The organism is Hymenobacter terrigena, assembly GCF_054776515.1.
Genome location: NZ_BAAHBU010000001.1, coordinates 687,309 through 704,184, shown reverse-complemented (window position 1 = coordinate 704,184; position 16,876 = coordinate 687,309). Strand labels below are relative to the sequence as shown.

The 16,876-nt window shown below is 61.4% G+C and carries 17 protein-coding genes and 2 tRNA genes; 11 read left to right on the top strand and 8 right to left on the bottom strand.

The annotated features are described in order from the left end of the window. Nucleotides 1–25: 25 nt before the first annotated feature. Nucleotides 26–607 (bottom strand): Crp/Fnr family transcriptional regulator, encoded by a 582-nt coding sequence (locus tag ACYU7Q_RS02780; RefSeq protein WP_460607908.1) that lies wholly within the window; start codon nucleotides 605–607, stop codon nucleotides 26–28. A 164-nt stretch (nucleotides 608–771) separates the two neighbouring features. On the opposite strand from ACYU7Q_RS02780, the gene ACYU7Q_RS02775 reads away from it, so the two are divergent. The 5 genes from ACYU7Q_RS02775 (at nucleotide 772) to ACYU7Q_RS02755 (ending at nucleotide 6,076) form a co-directional block, all read left to right on the top strand. Further along, the gene (locus tag ACYU7Q_RS02775) at nucleotides 772–1,428 is read left to right on the top strand and encodes a DUF4159 domain-containing protein (RefSeq protein WP_460607907.1); all 657 of its coding nucleotides are present in this window, start codon (nucleotides 772–774) and stop codon (nucleotides 1,426–1,428) included. Between the two features lie 61 nt (nucleotides 1,429–1,489). After that, nucleotides 1,490–2,074: a biliverdin-producing heme oxygenase gene (locus tag ACYU7Q_RS02770; protein ID WP_460607906.1), complete on the top strand. Its 585-nt coding sequence runs from the start codon at nucleotides 1,490–1,492 to the stop codon at nucleotides 2,072–2,074. Next, nucleotides 2,056–4,371, top strand: a complete 2,316-nt coding sequence (locus tag ACYU7Q_RS02765; protein WP_460607905.1) for an ATP-binding protein — start codon at nucleotides 2,056–2,058, stop codon at nucleotides 4,369–4,371. Before ACYU7Q_RS02770 ends, ACYU7Q_RS02765 begins: the two co-directional genes overlap by 19 nt. Before the next feature lie 4 nt (nucleotides 4,372–4,375). After that, nucleotides 4,376–4,822 (top strand): response regulator, encoded by a 447-nt coding sequence (locus tag ACYU7Q_RS02760; protein ID WP_460607904.1) that lies wholly within the window; start codon nucleotides 4,376–4,378, stop codon nucleotides 4,820–4,822. Between the two features lie 6 nt (nucleotides 4,823–4,828). Then, complete coding sequence (locus tag ACYU7Q_RS02755) at nucleotides 4,829–6,076, top strand: sensor histidine kinase (RefSeq protein ID WP_460607903.1); 1,248 nt, start codon at nucleotides 4,829–4,831, stop codon at nucleotides 6,074–6,076. Nucleotides 6,077–6,185: 109 nt separating this feature from the next. Here the strand turns inward: ACYU7Q_RS02755 and ACYU7Q_RS02750 are convergent, their stop codons facing one another. The 4 genes from ACYU7Q_RS02750 to ACYU7Q_RS02735 all read right to left on the bottom strand — a co-directional run bounded on the left by ACYU7Q_RS02750 (nucleotide 6,186) and on the right by ACYU7Q_RS02735 (nucleotide 9,655). Further along, on the bottom strand, nucleotides 6,186–6,722 hold the full coding sequence (locus ACYU7Q_RS02750; RefSeq protein WP_460607902.1) for a lysophospholipid acyltransferase family protein: 537 nt from the start codon (nucleotides 6,720–6,722) through the stop codon (nucleotides 6,186–6,188). Nucleotides 6,723–6,883: 161 nt separating this feature from the next. Further along, the gene (locus ACYU7Q_RS02745) at nucleotides 6,884–7,696 is read right to left on the bottom strand and encodes a patatin-like phospholipase family protein (protein ID WP_460607901.1); all 813 of its coding nucleotides are present in this window, start codon (nucleotides 7,694–7,696) and stop codon (nucleotides 6,884–6,886) included. Nucleotides 7,697–7,759: 63 nt separating this feature from the next. Then, nucleotides 7,760–8,608, bottom strand: coding sequence for an MBL fold metallo-hydrolase (locus ACYU7Q_RS02740; RefSeq protein ID WP_460607900.1), 849 nt, complete (start codon nucleotides 8,606–8,608; stop codon nucleotides 7,760–7,762). 99 nt (nucleotides 8,609–8,707) lie between these two features. After that, nucleotides 8,708–9,655: an acetyl-CoA carboxylase carboxyltransferase subunit alpha gene (locus tag ACYU7Q_RS02735; protein ID WP_460607899.1), complete on the bottom strand. Its 948-nt coding sequence runs from the start codon at nucleotides 9,653–9,655 to the stop codon at nucleotides 8,708–8,710. 302 nt (nucleotides 9,656–9,957) lie between these two features. Between ACYU7Q_RS02735 and ACYU7Q_RS02730 the strand changes: the two genes are divergently transcribed. Together ACYU7Q_RS02730 and ACYU7Q_RS02725 are read left to right on the top strand one after the other, a co-directional pair. Continuing rightward, nucleotides 9,958–10,031 (top strand) — tRNA-Asp (locus ACYU7Q_RS02730). Nucleotides 10,032–10,166: 135 nt separating this feature from the next. After that, nucleotides 10,167–10,240: transfer RNA gene (locus tag ACYU7Q_RS02725), tRNA-Asp, on the top strand. A gap of 244 nt (nucleotides 10,241–10,484) precedes the next feature. On the opposite strand, the gene ACYU7Q_RS02720 is transcribed toward ACYU7Q_RS02725, so the two are convergent. Next, nucleotides 10,485–10,679: a recombinase family protein gene (locus ACYU7Q_RS02720; protein WP_460608727.1), complete on the bottom strand. Its 195-nt coding sequence runs from the start codon at nucleotides 10,677–10,679 to the stop codon at nucleotides 10,485–10,487. A 161-nt stretch (nucleotides 10,680–10,840) separates the two neighbouring features. Between ACYU7Q_RS02720 and ACYU7Q_RS02715 the strand changes: the two genes are divergently transcribed. Continuing rightward, on the top strand, nucleotides 10,841–11,221 hold the full coding sequence (locus ACYU7Q_RS02715; protein ID WP_460607898.1) for an ankyrin repeat domain-containing protein: 381 nt from the start codon (nucleotides 10,841–10,843) through the stop codon (nucleotides 11,219–11,221). Nucleotides 11,222–11,404: 183 nt separating this feature from the next. On the opposite strand, the gene ACYU7Q_RS02710 is transcribed toward ACYU7Q_RS02715, so the two are convergent. Both ACYU7Q_RS02710 and ACYU7Q_RS02705 read right to left on the bottom strand, forming a co-directional pair. Beyond that, the gene (locus tag ACYU7Q_RS02710) at nucleotides 11,405–11,791 is read right to left on the bottom strand and encodes a hypothetical protein (protein ID WP_460607897.1); all 387 of its coding nucleotides are present in this window, start codon (nucleotides 11,789–11,791) and stop codon (nucleotides 11,405–11,407) included. Between the two features lie 116 nt (nucleotides 11,792–11,907). After that, nucleotides 11,908–13,503 (bottom strand): protein adenylyltransferase SelO, encoded by a 1,596-nt coding sequence (locus ACYU7Q_RS02705; RefSeq protein ID WP_460607896.1) that lies wholly within the window; start codon nucleotides 13,501–13,503, stop codon nucleotides 11,908–11,910. 349 nt (nucleotides 13,504–13,852) lie between these two features. Here ACYU7Q_RS02705 and ACYU7Q_RS02700 point away from each other — a divergent pair, with 349 nt between their 5' ends. From ACYU7Q_RS02700 to ACYU7Q_RS02690, 3 genes are all read left to right on the top strand, one after another. Then, complete coding sequence (locus ACYU7Q_RS02700; RefSeq protein ID WP_460607895.1) at nucleotides 13,853–14,158, top strand: hypothetical protein; 306 nt, start codon at nucleotides 13,853–13,855, stop codon at nucleotides 14,156–14,158. A gap of 137 nt (nucleotides 14,159–14,295) precedes the next feature. After that, the gene (locus ACYU7Q_RS02695; protein ID WP_460607894.1) at nucleotides 14,296–14,535 is read left to right on the top strand and encodes a hypothetical protein; all 240 of its coding nucleotides are present in this window, start codon (nucleotides 14,296–14,298) and stop codon (nucleotides 14,533–14,535) included. Nucleotides 14,536–14,892: 357 nt separating this feature from the next. Further along, a complete protein-coding gene (locus ACYU7Q_RS02690; protein WP_460607893.1) occupies nucleotides 14,893–16,560 on the top strand; it encodes a hypothetical protein in 1,668 nt (555 codons plus the stop codon). Nucleotides 16,561–16,876 lie beyond the last annotated feature (316 nt).

The window sequence follows — 16,876 nt, the reverse complement described above, 5'->3', positions numbered from 1 at the left end:
AAATGGCAAGAAATCGCAGCCGGCGCTACTTTGTGGCAGGCCCCTTCCGAATCCGGCTCAGCGAGGTGTCGGTGATGCCGAGGTAGGAGGCCACGGTTTTGAGGGGCGCGTGCTGGAGGATTTCGGGGCTGGCGCGCAACAGGCTGTCGTAGCGGGCGGCTGCGGGCTCGGTTATGAGGGCCAGCATCCGGCTTTTGAGGGCCGCGTAGCCGCGCACGAGCACCGCCCGCCCAAACTCCCGGAACTCGGGCCGGGCGTGAAACAGCGCGTTCAATTGCTGGTGCGTGATGGCCCAACCCTGGCAGTCGGTGAGCGCCTGAATGTATTCCTGCGAGGGCGTGCGGTTGAAGAACGACGCCACTTCGAACACAATCTGGCCGCTGGTATAAAACCCGGTGGTCACGTCGTTGCCATCGGTATCGTAGGCGAAGGCGCGCATGAAGCCGCTGTCCAGAAACAGGTAGTCGTCGCTCACCTTGCCGGCCCGCAGCAAAAAATCGTGCTTGCCAATGGCTTTCGGGACAAAGACACTGGCAATGTCTTCGGCCTGCGCGGCACCGATGGGGCCCATGCGCTGGAAAAACTGGGTTAGCGTCTCTTTCGTCATATATCCGGACCGAATCGCGGCCTGCCGTGGCACCCAATATAGGCGCGAAGCCGGCGCAGGTGGCTACATTGCGCCTTAGGGGCCCACCGTGCGGCCCCAGGCCCGAACTTTACGATTCCCGCTGTCATTATAAGGCTGGCGGGTTCGGCCTGCCTACTCGTCTTATGCTGAAATACCTGCTTTTATCCGCTTCGCTGCTGCTCTCGGCCGCCGCGCCCGCGCCCAGCTTCCGCATTGCCAAACTGCACTACGGCGGCGGGGGCGACTGGTACGCCAACAAAACCTCGCTGCCGAACCTCATCAGTTTCTGCAACCAGAGCCTGAAAACCAACATTGCGCCCGACGAAGCCACCGTGGAGCTCGACGCGCCGGAGCTGCTCTCTTACCCCTTCATTCACATGACCGGGCACGGCAACGTGAGCTTCACGGCTGCCGAAGCCAAAAACCTGCGTCAGTATCTGATTGGGGGCGGTTTTTTGCACATCGATGACAATTATGGGCTCGACAAATTCATCCGGCCCGAGATGAAGAAGGTATTTCCTGAATTGGAATTTGTGGAGTTGCCCTACTCCCACCCCATTTACCACCAGAGATTTCAGTTTCCCAAGGGTTTGCCCAAGGTGCACGAACACGACGGCAAGCGGGCGCAGGGCTTTGGGCTGGTGTACAAGGGCCGGCTGGTGTGCTTCTACACTTATGAATGCGACCTGGGCAATGGCTGGGAAGACGTGGGGACTTACCCCGAAGATTCGCCCGCCATCCACGACGCGGCCCTGCGCATGGGCGCCAACCTGGTGAGCTACGCCCTGACGCAGGACTGAGCAAAAGCTGCTGTGCCGCGCTCGATGGCCTATTTTCGCCTTGTTAACGTTGTTTTCTTCCATGCCCAATCCTCTGGAAAGCTCGGCTATTCTGCCGCAGCTTCGCCTCGAAACCAAACCGTTCCACGATGCCGTGGAGCAAAACCCGTTTAATCAGGGCCTAAGCACGGGCACGGTAACGGCCGCCGATACGGCCCAATTCCTGGCTAAGATGTACGGTTTTCTGGAACCGTACGAGGCGCAGCTGCACGCCCACGCCGCCGCCTTCGGGCCGGCCTGGCAGCTCGACCAGCGCTACCGTGCGCCCCTGATTCTGGAGGACTTGGCCCGGCTGGGCCACGATGCGGCCCCGCCGCTCTACCCCGAGTTGCCGCCGCTCACTAGCCGCGCCCAGTTGCTGGGGGCCATGTACGTATTTGAAGGCTCGACGCTGGGCGGGCAGGTGATTGCGCGGCAGCTCGCCAAGGCAGGCATTGGCGCGCACGCTTTTTTTACGGGACGAGCTGAACGCACCGGGCCGCTCTGGAAGGCTTTCTGCCAGCAACTGACCGAGGCCGCCGAAACCGGCGACGACGCCCCGGCGGCCATTGTGGCCTCGGCCGTTCACACTTTTCAAGCATTATCCGCATGGCTAAATCAGCCCTGAACTATACCGACGAAAGCCTGCTCGGCCAGCCCATCACGCTCAACAACTGCGACCGGGAGCCCATTCACATCCCCGGCCTGATTCAGCCCTACGGCTTTTTGCTGTGCCTCGATGAGCAGAGCCGCCGCGTGGTGCAGGCCAGCGCCAACACGCTGACGCTGCTGGGCATGGCCCCCGAAACCCTCATTGGCGGTGGCTTGGGCACGTTGCTGGAGCCCGAGCAGCTGGTGGAAGTGGAGCGCGTGTGGGCCAAGCTCGGACCCGACGGGCGGCTGCTGGGCATCCGCCTGGGCCGGGTCACGAGCCAGCCGTACTACAAGCTCATCCTGCACCGCTACGACGGCCTGCTGTGGGTGGAAGGCGAGCCGGTGGCCGACACCAGCGTAAGCGCGCTCGATTTGCCGGCCCTCAACGTGAGCCTGGGCCGCCTGCTCACGGCCGAAAGCGTGCTCGACTGCTGCCAGGTCACGGCCGAGCAGGTTCGCGCCATCACGGGGTTCGACCGCGTGGCCATCTACCGGTTCGCGCCCGACGACAGCGGCGAGGTAATTGCCGAAGACGTGCGCGAGGACCTGCCCCCGTGGCTGGGCATGCACTACCCGGCCACCGACATTCCGAAGCAGGCCCGGGCCATGTACCTCAAAAACTGGCTGCGCTTCATCCCCAACGCCCGCTACGCGCCGGTGCCGCTGGTGCCCACGCTCAACCCCGACACCGGCCGCCCGCCGGACATGACGTATTCGGTGCTGCGCAGCGTGTCGCCCATTCACCTCGAATACCTGCATAATATGGGTTCAGAGGCCACCATGACCATTTCCCTCATTCAGGAAGGGCGGCTGTGGGGCATGGTGACCTGCCACCACCAGAGCCCGCGCCTGGTGAGCTACGAGCTGCGCGACCTGTGCCAGTTTCTCGGCAAAACCGTGTCAGCGCTGCTCAAAAGCAAGGAGCAGCAGGACGAGCAGGCCTACCGCCTGCGCATCCGCGAGGCCCAGGTTGGGCTGTTCGATTTGGTGAGCACCCAGGCCAATTTCATGGATGGCCTGCACCGCTTCACCCCCAACCTGCTGGACGTGCTGGACTGCGGCGGCGCGGCAATTGTTTTCGAAGGCGAAGTCATTACCCTAGGCCACACGCCCAAGCGCGCCCAGATTGCGGACATTGTGGAATGGCTGCGCGCCAATAACCCGGACGAGGTTTTCGTCACCGATTCCTACGCCCAGCTGAACCCGGCGGGCAAGGCCATTCGGGGCACGGCCAGCGGCATTCTGGCCGTGGCGCTGGCCCGCGACGCGGGGGAGTACATCCTCTGGTTCCGGCCCGAGCAGCTGCAAACCGTGACCTGGGCCGGCCGCCACGAAAAAAACCAGACCACCGCCGATGGCCAGATTTTCCTCTCGCCCCGGCAGTCGTTTGAGGCCTGGAAACAGACCGTGGAAGAAACTTCGGCCCCGTGGCTGCCTCTCGAAATTGAGGCCGCCAAGGAAATTCGCCTGCACATTTCCGACATCCGACTCAAGGTGTTCAACGAATTGCAGGCCAAGGCTCTCAGCCTGGCCCGCCTCAACACCGAGCTGGAGCGCAGCAACGATGAGCTGGACTCGTTCGCCTACGTGGCCTCGCACGACCTCAAGGAGCCCCTGCGCGGCATCCACAACTACTCGCTGTTTTTGCTGGAAGACTACGCCGACAAGCTCGACGCCGAGGGCGTGAGCAAGCTCCAGACCCTGGTGCGCCTCAGCCAGCGCATGGAATCGTTGATTGAGTCGCTGCTGCAGCTCTCGCGCGTGGGGCGGGTCGAGCTGGCCGTTGATACCGTGAATTTAAACGACGCCCTGGCCGACGTTCTCGACCTGCTTTCCCCGCGCCTGGAAGAAACCCGCACCACGGTGGCCGTGCCCAGCCCTTTGCCCACCCTGCGCTGCAACCGCACCTCCATTCACGAGGTATTCAACAACCTGCTGACCAACGCGCTGCGCTATAACAACCACGCCAAAAAACAGGTTACCATCGGCGTAGCCTCGCCCGAAATTCGCGGCCCGAAAGGCACCGGAAATCCAACCGATTTCACCGTTATTTACGTACAGGACAACGGCATCGGCATCGACCCGAAGCACCACGAAAACATCTTCAAAATATTCAAGCGCCTGCACGCGCAGGACAAGTACGGCGGGGGCACCGGGGCAGGCCTGGCCATTGCCCGCAAAATGGTGGAGAAACACGGGGGTGAGCTGTGGGTTGATTCCACGGTTGGCAAGGGTGCCACCTTCTATTTTTCGCTTCCCAATAACCTCTAAGTCAATGAATACCACCGCCCTCATCCCCATCCTCGTGGTGGAAGACAGCGTCGAAGACTTCACGGCTCTGAGCCGGGCCTTCCGCAAGAATGCGGTGCCCAACCCCGTGCTGCGCTGCGAAGACGGCGACCAGGCCCTCGAATACCTCAAGGGCTACGGCAAGCACCCGGACTGGCCCAATCAGCTGCCCGTCATCATCATGCTCGACCTCAACATGCCCGGCACCGATGGCCGCGCCGTGCTCGATGTGCTGAAGAATGACCCCGCCCTGCACACCATCCCGGTCATCGTGTTCACCACCTCGACTAATAGAACTGACATTGCCGAGTGTTACCGCCTGGGGGCCAACAGCTACCTCACCAAGCCCATTGGCTACCCCGAACTGGAAGAAAAAGTGCGGCTCATCATCCGTTATTGGCTGGAGGCTTCCGAGCTTCCGCTGGCTGGCTAGATTTCTGTGAAGCGAATTCTTCTGATTGACGACAACCCGGAGGACCGGATGCTGTACCGGCGTTTTCTGGGCCAGCAAGCTGGTTTTCAACGCCTCGAAATCGTGGAAGCCTCCTCGGGGGCTGATGGCCTGGAGCAATTTCGCCTCCAGCAGCCCGACTGTGTACTGCTGGACTACAACCTGCCCGACACCGACGGCCTGGACCTGCTGGAAGCCCTGCGTGAGCTGGCCCCGCCCGACACGCTGTGCGTGGTGATGATAACCGGCGGTGGCAACGAGGCCCTGGCCGTGCGCGCCCTCAACTCCGGCGCGCTCGACTACCTGGTGAAGCAGCAGTTCGACCGCGAGCTGCTGAACAAGACGGTGCTGCACGCCATCGAGAAAAACGAATGGCGGCAGTACGTGGCCCGCTACCACGGCGAGCTGCAGGGCGTGAACCGCGAGTTGCGCGACTCACTGGCTGAACTTACCAAAATCCGGAAAGAGCTGCACGAAAAAAACGCCCAGCTCAGCGCCGCCAACCAGGAAATCGGGGCGCGCAACCGCCTGCTGGCCCGCACCAATCAGGACCTCGACAACTTCGTGTACGCCGCCAGCCACGACCTGCGCCAGCCCCTCGACAACCTGCGCGGCCTCTTCGACGAGCTGCGCCGCACCGCCACCTTCCAGGACCCCGAAGAAGCAGTAGTAATGCGCTTACTGGAGGATTCGCTGCACAGCCTATCCACCACCATCACCGACCTGGCGGCCGTGGTGCAGGAGCAGCGCAGCCCCGGCGAGCAAGCCGCCGAGCAGGTCACGTTTGACAGCCTGGTGGCCGATGTGCTGAAGGCCCTACGCCCGCAGCTGGTGGCCACCGAAGCTCACGTTGACACCGATTTTGCGGCCCTGCCGACTCTGCGCTACGTGCGCAGCAACCTGCGCACCATCCTCATCAACCTGTTGGGCAATGCCCTCAAGTACCGGCACCCCGCCCGAGCGCCTCACATGCAGTTGCGCACCTACAAAGCCGACAGCTGCCCGGTGCTCGAAGTGCGCGACAACGGCCTGGGCATGAACCTGGACCGCCACGGGGCCCAGCTTTTCCAGCTATTTCGGCGCTTCCACCCGCAGGTGGGCGAAGGCACAGGCGTGGGCCTGTTCCTCGTCAACCGGCTGGTGCAGTCCGAAGGCGGGCACATCGCCGTCGAAAGCGAAGAAGGCCAGGGCACGGTGTTCCGGGTGTTTCTGCACGGCAACCGCGGCAATTGCTAAGGTCGAACCCGGCCCTAAAGCAGCTAACTTCAAAGCCATTCGGCCCGAAAACCCTCCCCTCTTTCGGGCAGGATTTTCGGGCCGAATGGCTTTGAAGTTAGCTTAAGACTTATCGCACGCCTTTCTCAGGAAAGCGCCCCGATTTAGTACGGTAAAACGCTTTGATTTTGGCCTCATCGGCCTCGTAATCACCCGTGGGCCATACAGCTTCGCCAATACCGGCTTCCTTTTTGGCATAGTCCAGATACCCCAGCCGAATCGGCACGTGCGCGCCCAGGGCAGCAAAATAGTAGCCCTTGCGCCAGCGCGGCTGGAAGGCCCGCGTGCCCTCCGGCGTGATGAGAATGACCAGCTCCTCGTGCTCAGCAAACAGCTTCACCATGCCATCCACGAGGCTGTTGTTCTTGCTGCGGTCCACGGCCAGGCCGCCGATGGCCTTCACCAGCCAGCCCAGGGCCCAGTTTTCGGTCCACTCCTTCTTCACGGTGAAGCGCACGGGCACCCCCATCAAATAGAAGGCGGCCCGGGCCAGGATGATGTCCCAGTTGCTGGTGTGCGGGGCCGCAATCATCATGCTCTTCTTGATGTCGGGGTTGTGAATCTCGCCCAGGTGCCAGCCGGCCACACCGAACACGAGCTTGGCCATGGCATACCAGAATGGGGATTTCGAACGAGCAGACTCAGGAGACATCAGGTTATAAGCGCAAGGAGAAGTGGATAAAACGGCCGAAGCGGCTCGGCCCCAAATTCAATGGGAGTGCAAAGATGGGCAATTGGGTCAGAATAGCCTTCAGGGGCCGGCCATACCTACAACAATGCCTGCAAGGCCCCGGCCTGCCCCATGGCGTAGCGGTAACCGATGTCGAATAGCTCGGGGCCGCGCTTGTAGCTCAGGGGGCGGTAGTGGCGCAGCTCGGGTGGCTCCAGCAGCAGGTCGCACTGGTTTTTGCGGGCCGCGGTGTTGGCATTGATGGCCAGGTGCAGCGTGCGCTCGATGAGGCGGCGGAAGGTGGGGATGCGGGCTTCGGGATTGATGGGGTTGCAATGCACGCCCACCACGCGCAGGTTGGTTTGGCCCAGCAGCGGCTCCACAGGCAGGTTATTGAGCAGGCCGCCGTCCACCAGCTGCCGGCCCTGGTACTCCACTGGCCGGTAAATTATCGGCACCGCCGACGAAGCCAGCAGCGGCGGCAGCAGCGCCCCCGAGTTGAAATACACCGACTCGCCCACCATCAAATCCGTAGCCACCAGCGTCAGCGGCCGGCTCAAATCCTCAAAATTGACCGTGCTGCCCAGGTGCCGGGCCAGCAGCTGCTCCACCGCATCGAGGTGCAGCAGGCCAAACCGGCTGAATGCCGGCCGCGTGAGCCGAAACACGTTGGTAGCCAGCAGCAGCCGCAAAATCTCACGCGGCGCAAAGCCCGCCGCGTAAAACACGCTGGCAATGGCCCCCGAGCTCACACCCGCCAGCTGCGCCACCGGCAGTTGCAGCTCATCGAGGGCGGCCAGCACGCCCAGGTGCGCAATCCCGCGCGCGCCCCCGCCCGATAATGCCAACCCGAGCTGCGGGTTGGCGGGTTGGTGAGTTGGCGAATTGGTGGGGTCGTAAGGAAGCTGCACGTTCTTAGCTGTCGGATTGTGTCCTGATACGTTATTCTCCCGGTATTCCGCCACTTCACCAACTCACAAATCCGCCACCCGCAGGGTTTGGTCTAAACGGATGCCCCTATCGGTCAGGGCCACGGTGCAGGCTTCGTTGGTGGGGTCGTGCTCCAGCAGCAGCACCCAGTTTTCTTCGGCGGCGCGGCGCAGCACGGCTTCTTTTTCGGGCATCGTGATGAGCGGGCGCACGTCGTAGCTCATCACGTAGGGCAGGGGAATGTGGGCGGCGCTGGGCAGCAAATCGGCCATGAAAGCCAGCGTGCGGCCCTTGTAATCCAGCACGGGCACCATCATTTTCTCGGTGTGCCCGTCGGCCAGAATGATTTCGCGGAACTGTGGCAGTTCATCGGGCACGCCCTTTTGCAGGTCGACAAACTTCAGATGGCCACTTTCCTGAATCGGCAGAATATTTTCCTTCAAAAAACTGGCCTTTTCGCGCGGGTTGGGCGTCACGGCCCACTCCCAGTGCGCCTCGTTGCTCCAATAGGTGGCGTTGGGAAAGGCCAGCTGCAACACCCCATCGGGCCGGCGCTGCACCGAGCCGCCGCAGTGGTCAAAGTGCAAGTGCGTCAGGAACACGTCGGTAACATCAGCACTGGTGAAGCCCAGCTTGCTCAGAGATTTCTCCAGCGTGTCGTCGCCGTGCAGGTAAAAATGGCCCCGAAATTTCTCATCCTGCTTATCACCAATACCGTTGTCGATGAGCAGCAGCCGGCCCCCGTCCTCAATCAGCAGGCAGCGCATGGCCCAGGTGCACATGTTGTTGGCATCGGGCGGGTTCAGCTTCTGCCACATGCTTTTGGGCACCACGCCAAACATGGCGCCGCCGTCGAGCTTAAAAAGGCCGGTATCGATGGTATGAACGGTCATTGTTCAGGGTATGAGGTTGGGAGGGTATGGGGTATGAGGGACAATTATACGCTAGTATTTCAACTCCTGCGCTCATCCCCCATACCCTCCTACCCTAACCTATTCCACCACCACGCCCATCGCCGAAAACTTATCAATCCGCTGCGAAATCCGGTCTTCCACCGAAATCGCGCTCAGCTCCTTCAGCGTCTTGAGCAGCGTGTTTTTCAACGTTTCAATCATGCGCTCGGGGTCGGTGTGGGCCCCGCCCAGCGGCTCTTTCACAATGCCATCAACCAGGCCGGCCGATTTCATGTCCGTCGCCGTGAGCTTGAGCGCCTCGGCGGCCTGCTCCTTATAATCCCAGGAGCGCCACAGAATGCTGCTGCAAGACTCGGGCGAAATAACTGAATACCAGGTATTTTCCAGCATCAAAACCCGGTCGCCGATGGCGATACCCAACGCCCCACCGCTCGCACCCTCGCCAATGATGACGCAGATAACCGGCACCTTCAGCATAAACATCTCCTTGAGGTTGCGGGCAATGGCCTCGCCCTGCCCCCGCTCCTCGGCCTCCAGGCCGGGGAAAGCGCCGGGTGTGTCAATGAGCGTCACCACGGGCACGTTAAACTTCTCGGCCAGTTTCATCAGGCGCAAGGCCTTGCGGTAGCCTTCGGGATTGGGCATGCCGAAGTTGCGAAACTGGCGCTGCTTGGTGTTGTGGCCCTTCTGCTGGCCGATGAACATGACGGTGTGTCCGTCAATCTCGCCGAAGCCGCCCACCATGGCCTTGTCGTCGCCCACGGTGCGGTCGCCGTGTAGCTCCACAAACTTCTCGGCCATGCCCTCTATATAGTCTAAGGTATACGGCCGCTCCGGGTGGCGCGAAAGTTGCACCCGCTGCCAGCGCGTGAGGTTGGCGTAGGTTTCCTTTTTGAGGTCTTTGATGCGTTTTTCCAGGGCCGCGACGGCTTCGCCTACTTCCACGTCGCTGTCGGCAGCGAGTTTCTGCATTTCAAGAAGCTTGCCTTCGAGGGCGGCGATGGGTTGTTCAAAATCGAGGAGCATGAGCGGCGAATGGCTTGGCAAGTGAGTAGGAAGGCGAAAATAGCGGGTAGCAGCGGTCTAAACCGGACTTGTGCCCGCCACCACCGGCCCTAAATGCCGTGGGCACGGCGGTTGGCAAAGGTAAAACATCTGCCGTTGCGGCAGCATCGAAAAAATAATCAGACTGATAAACAACCCCCAAGCTCCAAAACGAAGCGGATTAGCGAAAAATATTGGCCCCATCCTTGCGGGTGGCAATTTCTTTCCCCTACCTTTGTGTCACCAAAGCGGAAAAGCACACGGCTTCTCCACTTGAGACAAACGGTTTGGTAGTTCAGTTGGTTAGAATGCCGCCCTGTCACGGCGGAGGTCGCGGGTTCGAGTCCCGTCCAGACCGCAACTGTTTGTCGAAAAGGCCGTTTCCCATACGGAAGCGGCCTTTTCATTTCTCAATTACGGCAAGGCAAGATTTTGTCAGCTTGTTTTGTCGCCTCAATTATGGAAGAGCATCCGGCTTTTCCACAAGACAAACGGTTTGGTAGTTCAGTTGGTTAGAATGCCGCCCTGTCACGGCGGAGGTCGCGGGTTCGAGTCCCGTCCAGACCGCTACCGTTTGTAAAAAGGCCATTTCCAGTACGGAAGTGGCCTTTTTTATTGCCCAAAGAAAAAGGGTGGCAGTATGGCCATTCGGTTTTGACGTACTTCGCCACGATGCTGAGTAAAATTCCGAGCGTCCGAGCGATATAACCGTTCGACTTACCCTCCCCTTTCAAGGCCTGCGCTTGAGCTACGACGGTTGATGATTTCGTTGGGCACCCTGTTTTATGCCGGCGGCCTTCTTGGCCAGTGCCTACTTGGTGTTCTCCGAAATCTTAATCAGGTCCTGCGCCGCGATGGTAGCCTGCATCGTGAGAATTACGTCACCGAACGGACCGAGGCTGTCGAGGTTGGGCTCGGTGAAGGATTTGTAGTTCACGCCGTGGTCGCGCAACTCCTTCAGGTACTTCAGCGTGGGCAGCGCTCCTTCGCGGCTGAAGCGGTCCAGCCGCTAGAATACCACCAAGTCAAATTTCTTCTGGTAGGCTTCGAGAAGTAGCTGCTTGAACTCCGAGCGGTCGGACTTGCCGCCCGACACCTCTTCGGTAAATACAGTACCGTCAAACCCTCCTTCACACGGCCATCAGCCAGGGTTAGGCAGACTACACCTTGTTTTTGCTCGAAAAAGGCATCACCGTGCAGCAGGCCGACTACCAGGGCGCGACCGCGCTGCATTTTGCCGCTTTTTACCGGATGGCGCATGTGACCGCCCGTATCCTGGCCCGCCACGGGAACCCCAACGCGACAGACGAGCACGGCAATACGCCGCTGTGGACCGCCGTGTTAAACGCACGGGGCAACTATCAGCTGGTCCAACTCCTGGTCGATGCCAGAGCAGACCCGCCCCAAAAACAGGTACGGAAAGTCGCCCTTAAACATTGCCCTTCAAATCAAAGACGAAGCATTGCAACGGGTGCTTTCCGGCGTTTGAGGTCAGAATTAAAACGCTCCGGGCTTAACACATGGAGCACCTCATCAATCGTATTCTGAGGAACAGGGTGCAGGCCGTGTTTCCTAGCGTAATTTTCTAGGAACAGTGCATATGGGTGGACAAATTGCATGACTAGCTCCTTAGCTTCTGCTTCCTAACGTCAAAGACTGTGCGCATGCACGCGGGCGGCGGGGCAAAAGCCCGTGCAGCAGCAAGCAGCCGCCGTACGGGCTTGATTTGACCTACGCCCGGGCCGATTTAGGGGGCTGGCCGGATATGTCGCTGATGCCGTTAAGCACCATGGGAACCAGCCCCCAGAAAATGGCGACATTGCGCTCGGCCCGAGGCTTCAGCGGCAACAGGTAGCTCAGCGCCAGCAGCGTGGTGCCGCCCACCTGCCCGATGCGCACGTGGGTCCGGAAACTGATAAGCGGCCAGATGCCCGTCGGAAACCGTGTGATGCAGCCCACCACCGTTTCGCCGATGGCATGCGCCAGGATAATAGCCGCTGCGGGTTTGCTCCGCCGCGCCGCCCAAATCGCACAGTCCACCAATACAGGAAAACACAGCCGGTCGATGATGGCGTGGACGCCAGGCGAAACAAGGTCGAGCGCGCGGCGGGGAGCCAAGATACTTTCGGATTGCGGCAGGGATGGGGCGGTGCTCATAGCAAAAAAAAGGAAGAAGTTCGTTTTCAGCGCCTACGCGAGGTCTCGCCCAAAGTTCTGTGCCAGCGGCCGGGTGCCTACGAACTACAGGAAAGCGTCGCGCTGCCGGGTTTGTCGCGGGCCCAGTCGGGCCGTTTGGCGGCTAGCTCCTCGTGTTCGGGATGTTCGGCAAAGGGTGTTTTCAGCACCTCAAACAAGGTTTCCAGCGGGGCCAGGTTGCCGGTTTCGGCCGCCTCGATGGCTCGTTGCGCGAGGTAGTTGCGCAGCACGTATTTGGGGTTGGCACCCAGCATGCTGTCCCGGATGGCTGCCGGGCTGGCGGCCTCCTGCCGCAGGCGCTGGGCGTAGTGGTGCAGCCATTCGTGCAGGGCCGGGTCCTCGTTTGCCTCGCCTGAATACGCTGCTTTGGTGAGCAGCTCGCCAAACAGGGCCTCCTCGTTGGCACCTTCGGCGAGTAGGGTCGGAGCCAGGTGAGAAAGCCCGCGGAAGAACAACGTCATGTCAACCGCCGGCCCGGCCAGGGCGGCGGGCAGCGCCTCGGTCAGGGCGCGGTCAGCTTCCGGGTGCAGGGGCGTGAGGCCCAGCTTGCGTAGGAACAACGCATGTTGGGTGGCCGCCAGCGTTTCGGCGTACACATCGAGGCCGGCGCGCAAGGCCTGGGGGTTTTCGACCAGGGGCGTCAGGGCCTGGGCCAGTGCCATCAGGTTCCACATGGCCACCCGGGGCTGCTGGCCGAAAGCATAGCGCCGCGAGCCGAAATCGGTGGTGTTGGGCGTCCAGTCGGGGTCGTAGGGTTCGAGCCAGCCGTAGGGGCCGTAATCGATGGTAAGCCCCAGAATGGACATGTTGTCGGTGTTCATCACGCCGTGCACGAAGCCCACCGTCATCCAATGCGCCACCATCACGGCCGTGCGGCGGGCTATTTCCTCAAACCATTGCACGTACACGGCAGACGAGGGTGCGCCCAGCTCGGGGTAGTGGTGGTGCAACATGTAGTTGGCCAGGGCGCGCAGGTTGTCCAGCTCGTTGGCCACCGACAGCAGCTGAAAGTTGCCAAACCGCACAAAGGTGGGCGCTACCCGGGCCACAATGGCACCCGGCTCGGGGGCGGCGTTGCCATTATAAAACATGTCGCGCACCACCATATCGCCGGTTTCGACCAGGCTCAGGGCCCGGGTGGTGGGCACGCCGAGGTAGTACATGGCCTCGCTGCACAAGAACTCCCGCAGCGACGAGCGCAGCACCGCCCGCCCGTCGGCCCGCCGCGAATACGGCGTGGGCCCGGCGCCTTTCAGCTGGATTTCCCAGCGCGACCCGTCCACGGCCGCCACCTGGCCCAGGGAAATGGCCCGGCCATCGCCCAGCTGCCCGGCCCAATTGCCAAACTGGTGCCCGCCGTAGCGTGCCGCAAACGGCTTCATGCTGGGGGTAAGCAGGTTGCCGGCCAGTATGGCAACCGTGGCACTTCGCTCCGCCGGCCGGGCCAGGCCCAGCAGTTCACCCAACTCATCGGACCACGCCAGCAGGTGGGGGGCGTGCACGGGGGTGGGGGCAACGCGGGAGTAGCAGTAGCCGGGCACCTGCCGTGAGCCTTTGTTGCCGGACGCTTCCCCGCGCAAGGCGTCGACAAATGGGTTTTCAAACGTGGCTTGGTCAAGGGTTATGGCGGGCATGGAAGGTGCGCTATCGGGTGGAAGGGAAAGCCGGACAGTGTCCCCAAGGGTGTCGGACTCATTTGTACCAAACGGGACCTTGGGGCTGCATGTTCAACCCAAGGCGCGACCAACCGCCGCTTATCCAGCATATGGTACAGGTTAACAAGGTGGTTGCCGGCCGCTGGCCAGCCAGACCTGCTTGCCGGCCGGGCGCTCGCCCTGCGCACCGCAGAGGCCGTAACTCCGCCCCCGGAAGCACCGCTCTGCTGAACTCAGGCAAATTCTCCCTCGTTTTCCTTTCGGTCGCGTAGCTGCTGGCCAGCCAGCATGAGGTAGCCCGTTGCAGTTCGCTCGCGCCCTATTTCCCATGCCCGATACGCCGTTATTTTCTTCCAAGAAGTGCCCTGAGTGCCAGCAATGGTCCACGTGGGAACAGCACCCCGACGACCGGTGTACGCACTGCGGCGCGCTGCTGGACCCGCAGGCGCAGCGGAGTGCCCTGGCGCGCGAAGAGCTGGCCAATCAACCGATGCCTGCGTTCGCGTTGCTGGAAATCAAGGCGGATGACCGGGCAGTGGTCCGTTTTTTCAAAACCATCATTCGGGGAGGGCAGTTAGCTTTTGCGGCGCTATTGGCCTTTATCGTGTGGGTGGTAACGCTGTTGGCCGGCTGATGCGGGTGTGGTCCGAGTTCCGACACCCCCTTTTTGTAGGGGCGGCCCTGCTCTATGGAGGACTTCACCTGGCTCGGCTGGTACGCTCAGTGGCCGTACCGGCTCTGCTCACTTCCTACGGAAGCGACGTGGCCAGTATGCCCATTATTTTGACCCTGTGCCTGGCGGCGCAGCGACGCCTGGTGACGCATTCGCCTGCCTTTGTCGTGCCTGATTCCTGGCTGCTGCTGGCGTGGCTGTACGTATCGGTCTGGTTTGAGGCCCTGCTGCCCCATTTCTCCGCGAAGGCTGTCGCCGACCCGCTCGACGTAGCAGCTTACGCGCTGGGCACATGGGCGTTTCGACGCTGGCTCAACCAGCCGGGAGCCGAAGCATAACGTGGCAGCCTACCGCCGGTGCCCGAGCAAATGGCCACGGCACGTGGTGGTTGATGACGTTTTTGCGTGTTCGGGAACGGGGGCTCGTGGGGTGCCGCACCGGCAGCCTTTGTGCATGCTTCCGTAGCAAGAGTTCTACCCAAGTAATAATCTGATATAAATCATTTTGCATATAAACCAGGGACTCTATTCGTACATTACCCAAAAGATGACCCGATAGGCACTGCGGACAACCCTGTATTCCCCGCTCCCACAGCCGAATAAGCATGGCTGGCAGAAGCACAATGAATTGATTAGCTCATTGAATGGCGTGCGCGCTTGGCAGCCCATTTCCAAGCCCGGCCCGCCCCAGCCTGCATGAGATTAGCCGACATCTACCTCTTCCACCGCTGTATTTCAGTCCATTGGCACTCCTCCCGGCTGCGCAAGATGGCCGTGGGGCTTGGCTTGCTGGGGCTGGCTTCCTGCGCCGCTGCACCGGCCACGCCGCCGCCCGCCCCGCACACGGCTCAGGTTCGGGTGCGGCCCTGGGCAGCCTCCTTCGGCTACGGCACCAACCTGGGCTACTACGGCCCGGCCTGGCCCGATGAGCGCCTGGCCGCCGCCGCCAGCGCCGCCGGGGCCACCACCATCCGCGTAACCTTGCCCGAGGCATTTCTGGACAAGTGGGGCGCCAACTCGCGGCGCGGCGCATTTGGCTACTACGCCGACTCGTTGGGCCTGCGCGACCTGGTGTGCTTTGTGGGCGAGCCCGCGCCCAAGCACCGCGACCCGGTGACGTATCCGGGGTGTCCGGAGCCGTCCAAGCTGTTCGCTAATCTCTACGAGCCCATCTGGAACCCGGACAGCACCGTCAACCCGAATAACTACTACGCCCACTACATCTACCGGCTCACCCAGCAGTACGGGGCCAACGTGCGGGTGTGGGAGGTAGTGAACGAGCCGGATTACGTGACCGGCACGCAAAACGAAAGCTGGTTGAAACGCGCCCCCGAGCCCGCCGAGATGCCCAACGTGCTGGCCCCCGTTTACCGTTACATTCGCACGCTGCGCATCACCTGGGAGGTGGTGAAGAAGTACCGGCCGACTGCCTACGTCACGCCTGGCGGCCTGGGCTACCCGCAGTTCCTCGACGCGCTGCTGCGCTACACCGACAACCCGCGCGACGGAGCCGCAACGCCGGATTTTCCGGCGGCGGGTGGCGCGTATTTCGACGTGCTCGCTTACCACGTGTACCCGTCGTACTACCTACGGCGGCGCGACTGGCTTCGCGCCGGCTGCTTTGCCTACTCCCGCACCTCAGACGCGGCGGCGGCGCAGGTCATCGCCCACCGCGACGCCATGGCCGCGGTGCTGGCCCGCTACGGCTACGATGGCCGCACTTACCCACAAAAGCACTTCATCGTAACCGAAGCCAACATCAGCCGCCGGTCGGCCGGGTGGCGCACCGGTTCCGATGAGATGCAGCGCAACTTCGGCCTGAAGGCGCTGGTGCTGGCCCAGAAGCATGGCCTCCGGCAGCTCCATTTCTATAGCCTGGCCGAAGCCACCAATGCCCCGCCGCCCGGCACCCACGTCTCCGACACCGACGAGTTCAAGCTCATGGGCCTCTACGAAAACCTGAACGGCACCACGCCGGGCGCGAAAAACCTGACGCCGCTGGGCCAGGCTTTTCGCGCCACGGCAGCCCTGCTGCACGGCCTGCGCTACGACAAGGCCCGCACCGCCGCCCTGCGCCTGCCCGCCGAGGTAGAAGGGGCCGCCTTTGCTGATGCGGCCCGCACGGTGTTTGTGCTGTGGGCCAAAACCGAGGCCGACGAAAGCGAAATTGCCGCGGCCCGGTATTCCTTTCCCGCCGCCCTGCGCCTGGGCCGCCTAGTCCGGCATTCCTGGGACTACTCCCCAAAGGCTCTCGCCGCGCAAGTGCCCGTGCCAGCTGGCCAGACCGTGAGTCTTACCGGAGCGCCAACTTTTTTCGTGTCTACCGCTGCCGCAACAGGTCAGTTAGTAAAAGCGAGCCGTTGAGAAGTGAGCAGGAAAGCAACTTTGGGATTACGTGCAGAGCTTTTTTTTTAAATAATCACCTATAATTCAATGCCTAGCGCAGCTCCCTATTGTGGCTGTTCTGGTATGGCAGCAGTAGGTAGTTGAGCGGAAAAAGTTTATTAATTCACACAATCAGAATAATCAACCGGGCTATTAAATATTAAATAATTTGTATTTTACAATTGAACGTGTATGTGATTGGGTACAAGTTATTGATGTTCCAAAATTTTGCTCGGAATTCCAACGCTTAGTTCCTAAATTAGCTAAGGATTCCCGCCCCACGCACTTATACCGA

What these genes read in the sequence shown, in the direction of transcription:
- ACYU7Q_RS02780 (WP_460607908.1), bottom strand. Translation starts at nt 607, where the DNA reads ATGACGAAAGAGACGCTAACCCAGTTTTTCCAGCGCATGGGCCCCATC.
- ACYU7Q_RS02775 (WP_460607907.1), top strand. Translation starts at nt 772, where the DNA reads ATGCTGAAATACCTGCTTTTATCCGCTTCGCTGCTGCTCTCGGCCGCC.
- ACYU7Q_RS02770 (WP_460607906.1), top strand. Translation starts at nt 1,490, where the DNA reads ATGCCCAATCCTCTGGAAAGCTCGGCTATTCTGCCGCAGCTTCGCCTC.
- ACYU7Q_RS02765 (WP_460607905.1), top strand. Translation starts at nt 2,056, where the DNA reads ATGGCTAAATCAGCCCTGAACTATACCGACGAAAGCCTGCTCGGCCAG.
- ACYU7Q_RS02760 (WP_460607904.1), top strand. Translation starts at nt 4,376, where the DNA reads ATGAATACCACCGCCCTCATCCCCATCCTCGTGGTGGAAGACAGCGTC.
- ACYU7Q_RS02750 (WP_460607902.1), bottom strand. Translation starts at nt 6,722, where the DNA reads ATGGCCAAGCTCGTGTTCGGTGTGGCCGGCTGGCACCTGGGCGAGATT.
- ACYU7Q_RS02740 (WP_460607900.1), bottom strand. Translation starts at nt 8,608, where the DNA reads ATGACCGTTCATACCATCGATACCGGCCTTTTTAAGCTCGACGGCGGC.
- ACYU7Q_RS02735 (WP_460607899.1), bottom strand. Translation starts at nt 9,655, where the DNA reads ATGCTCCTCGATTTTGAACAACCCATCGCCGCCCTCGAAGGCAAGCTT.
- ACYU7Q_RS02705 (WP_460607896.1), bottom strand. Translation starts at nt 13,503, where the DNA reads ATGCCCGCCATAACCCTTGACCAAGCCACGTTTGAAAACCCATTTGTC.
- ACYU7Q_RS02700 (WP_460607895.1), top strand. Translation starts at nt 13,853, where the DNA reads ATGCCCGATACGCCGTTATTTTCTTCCAAGAAGTGCCCTGAGTGCCAG.
- ACYU7Q_RS02695 (WP_460607894.1), top strand. Translation starts at nt 14,296, where the DNA reads ATGCCCATTATTTTGACCCTGTGCCTGGCGGCGCAGCGACGCCTGGTG.
- ACYU7Q_RS02690 (WP_460607893.1), top strand. Translation starts at nt 14,893, where the DNA reads ATGAGATTAGCCGACATCTACCTCTTCCACCGCTGTATTTCAGTCCAT.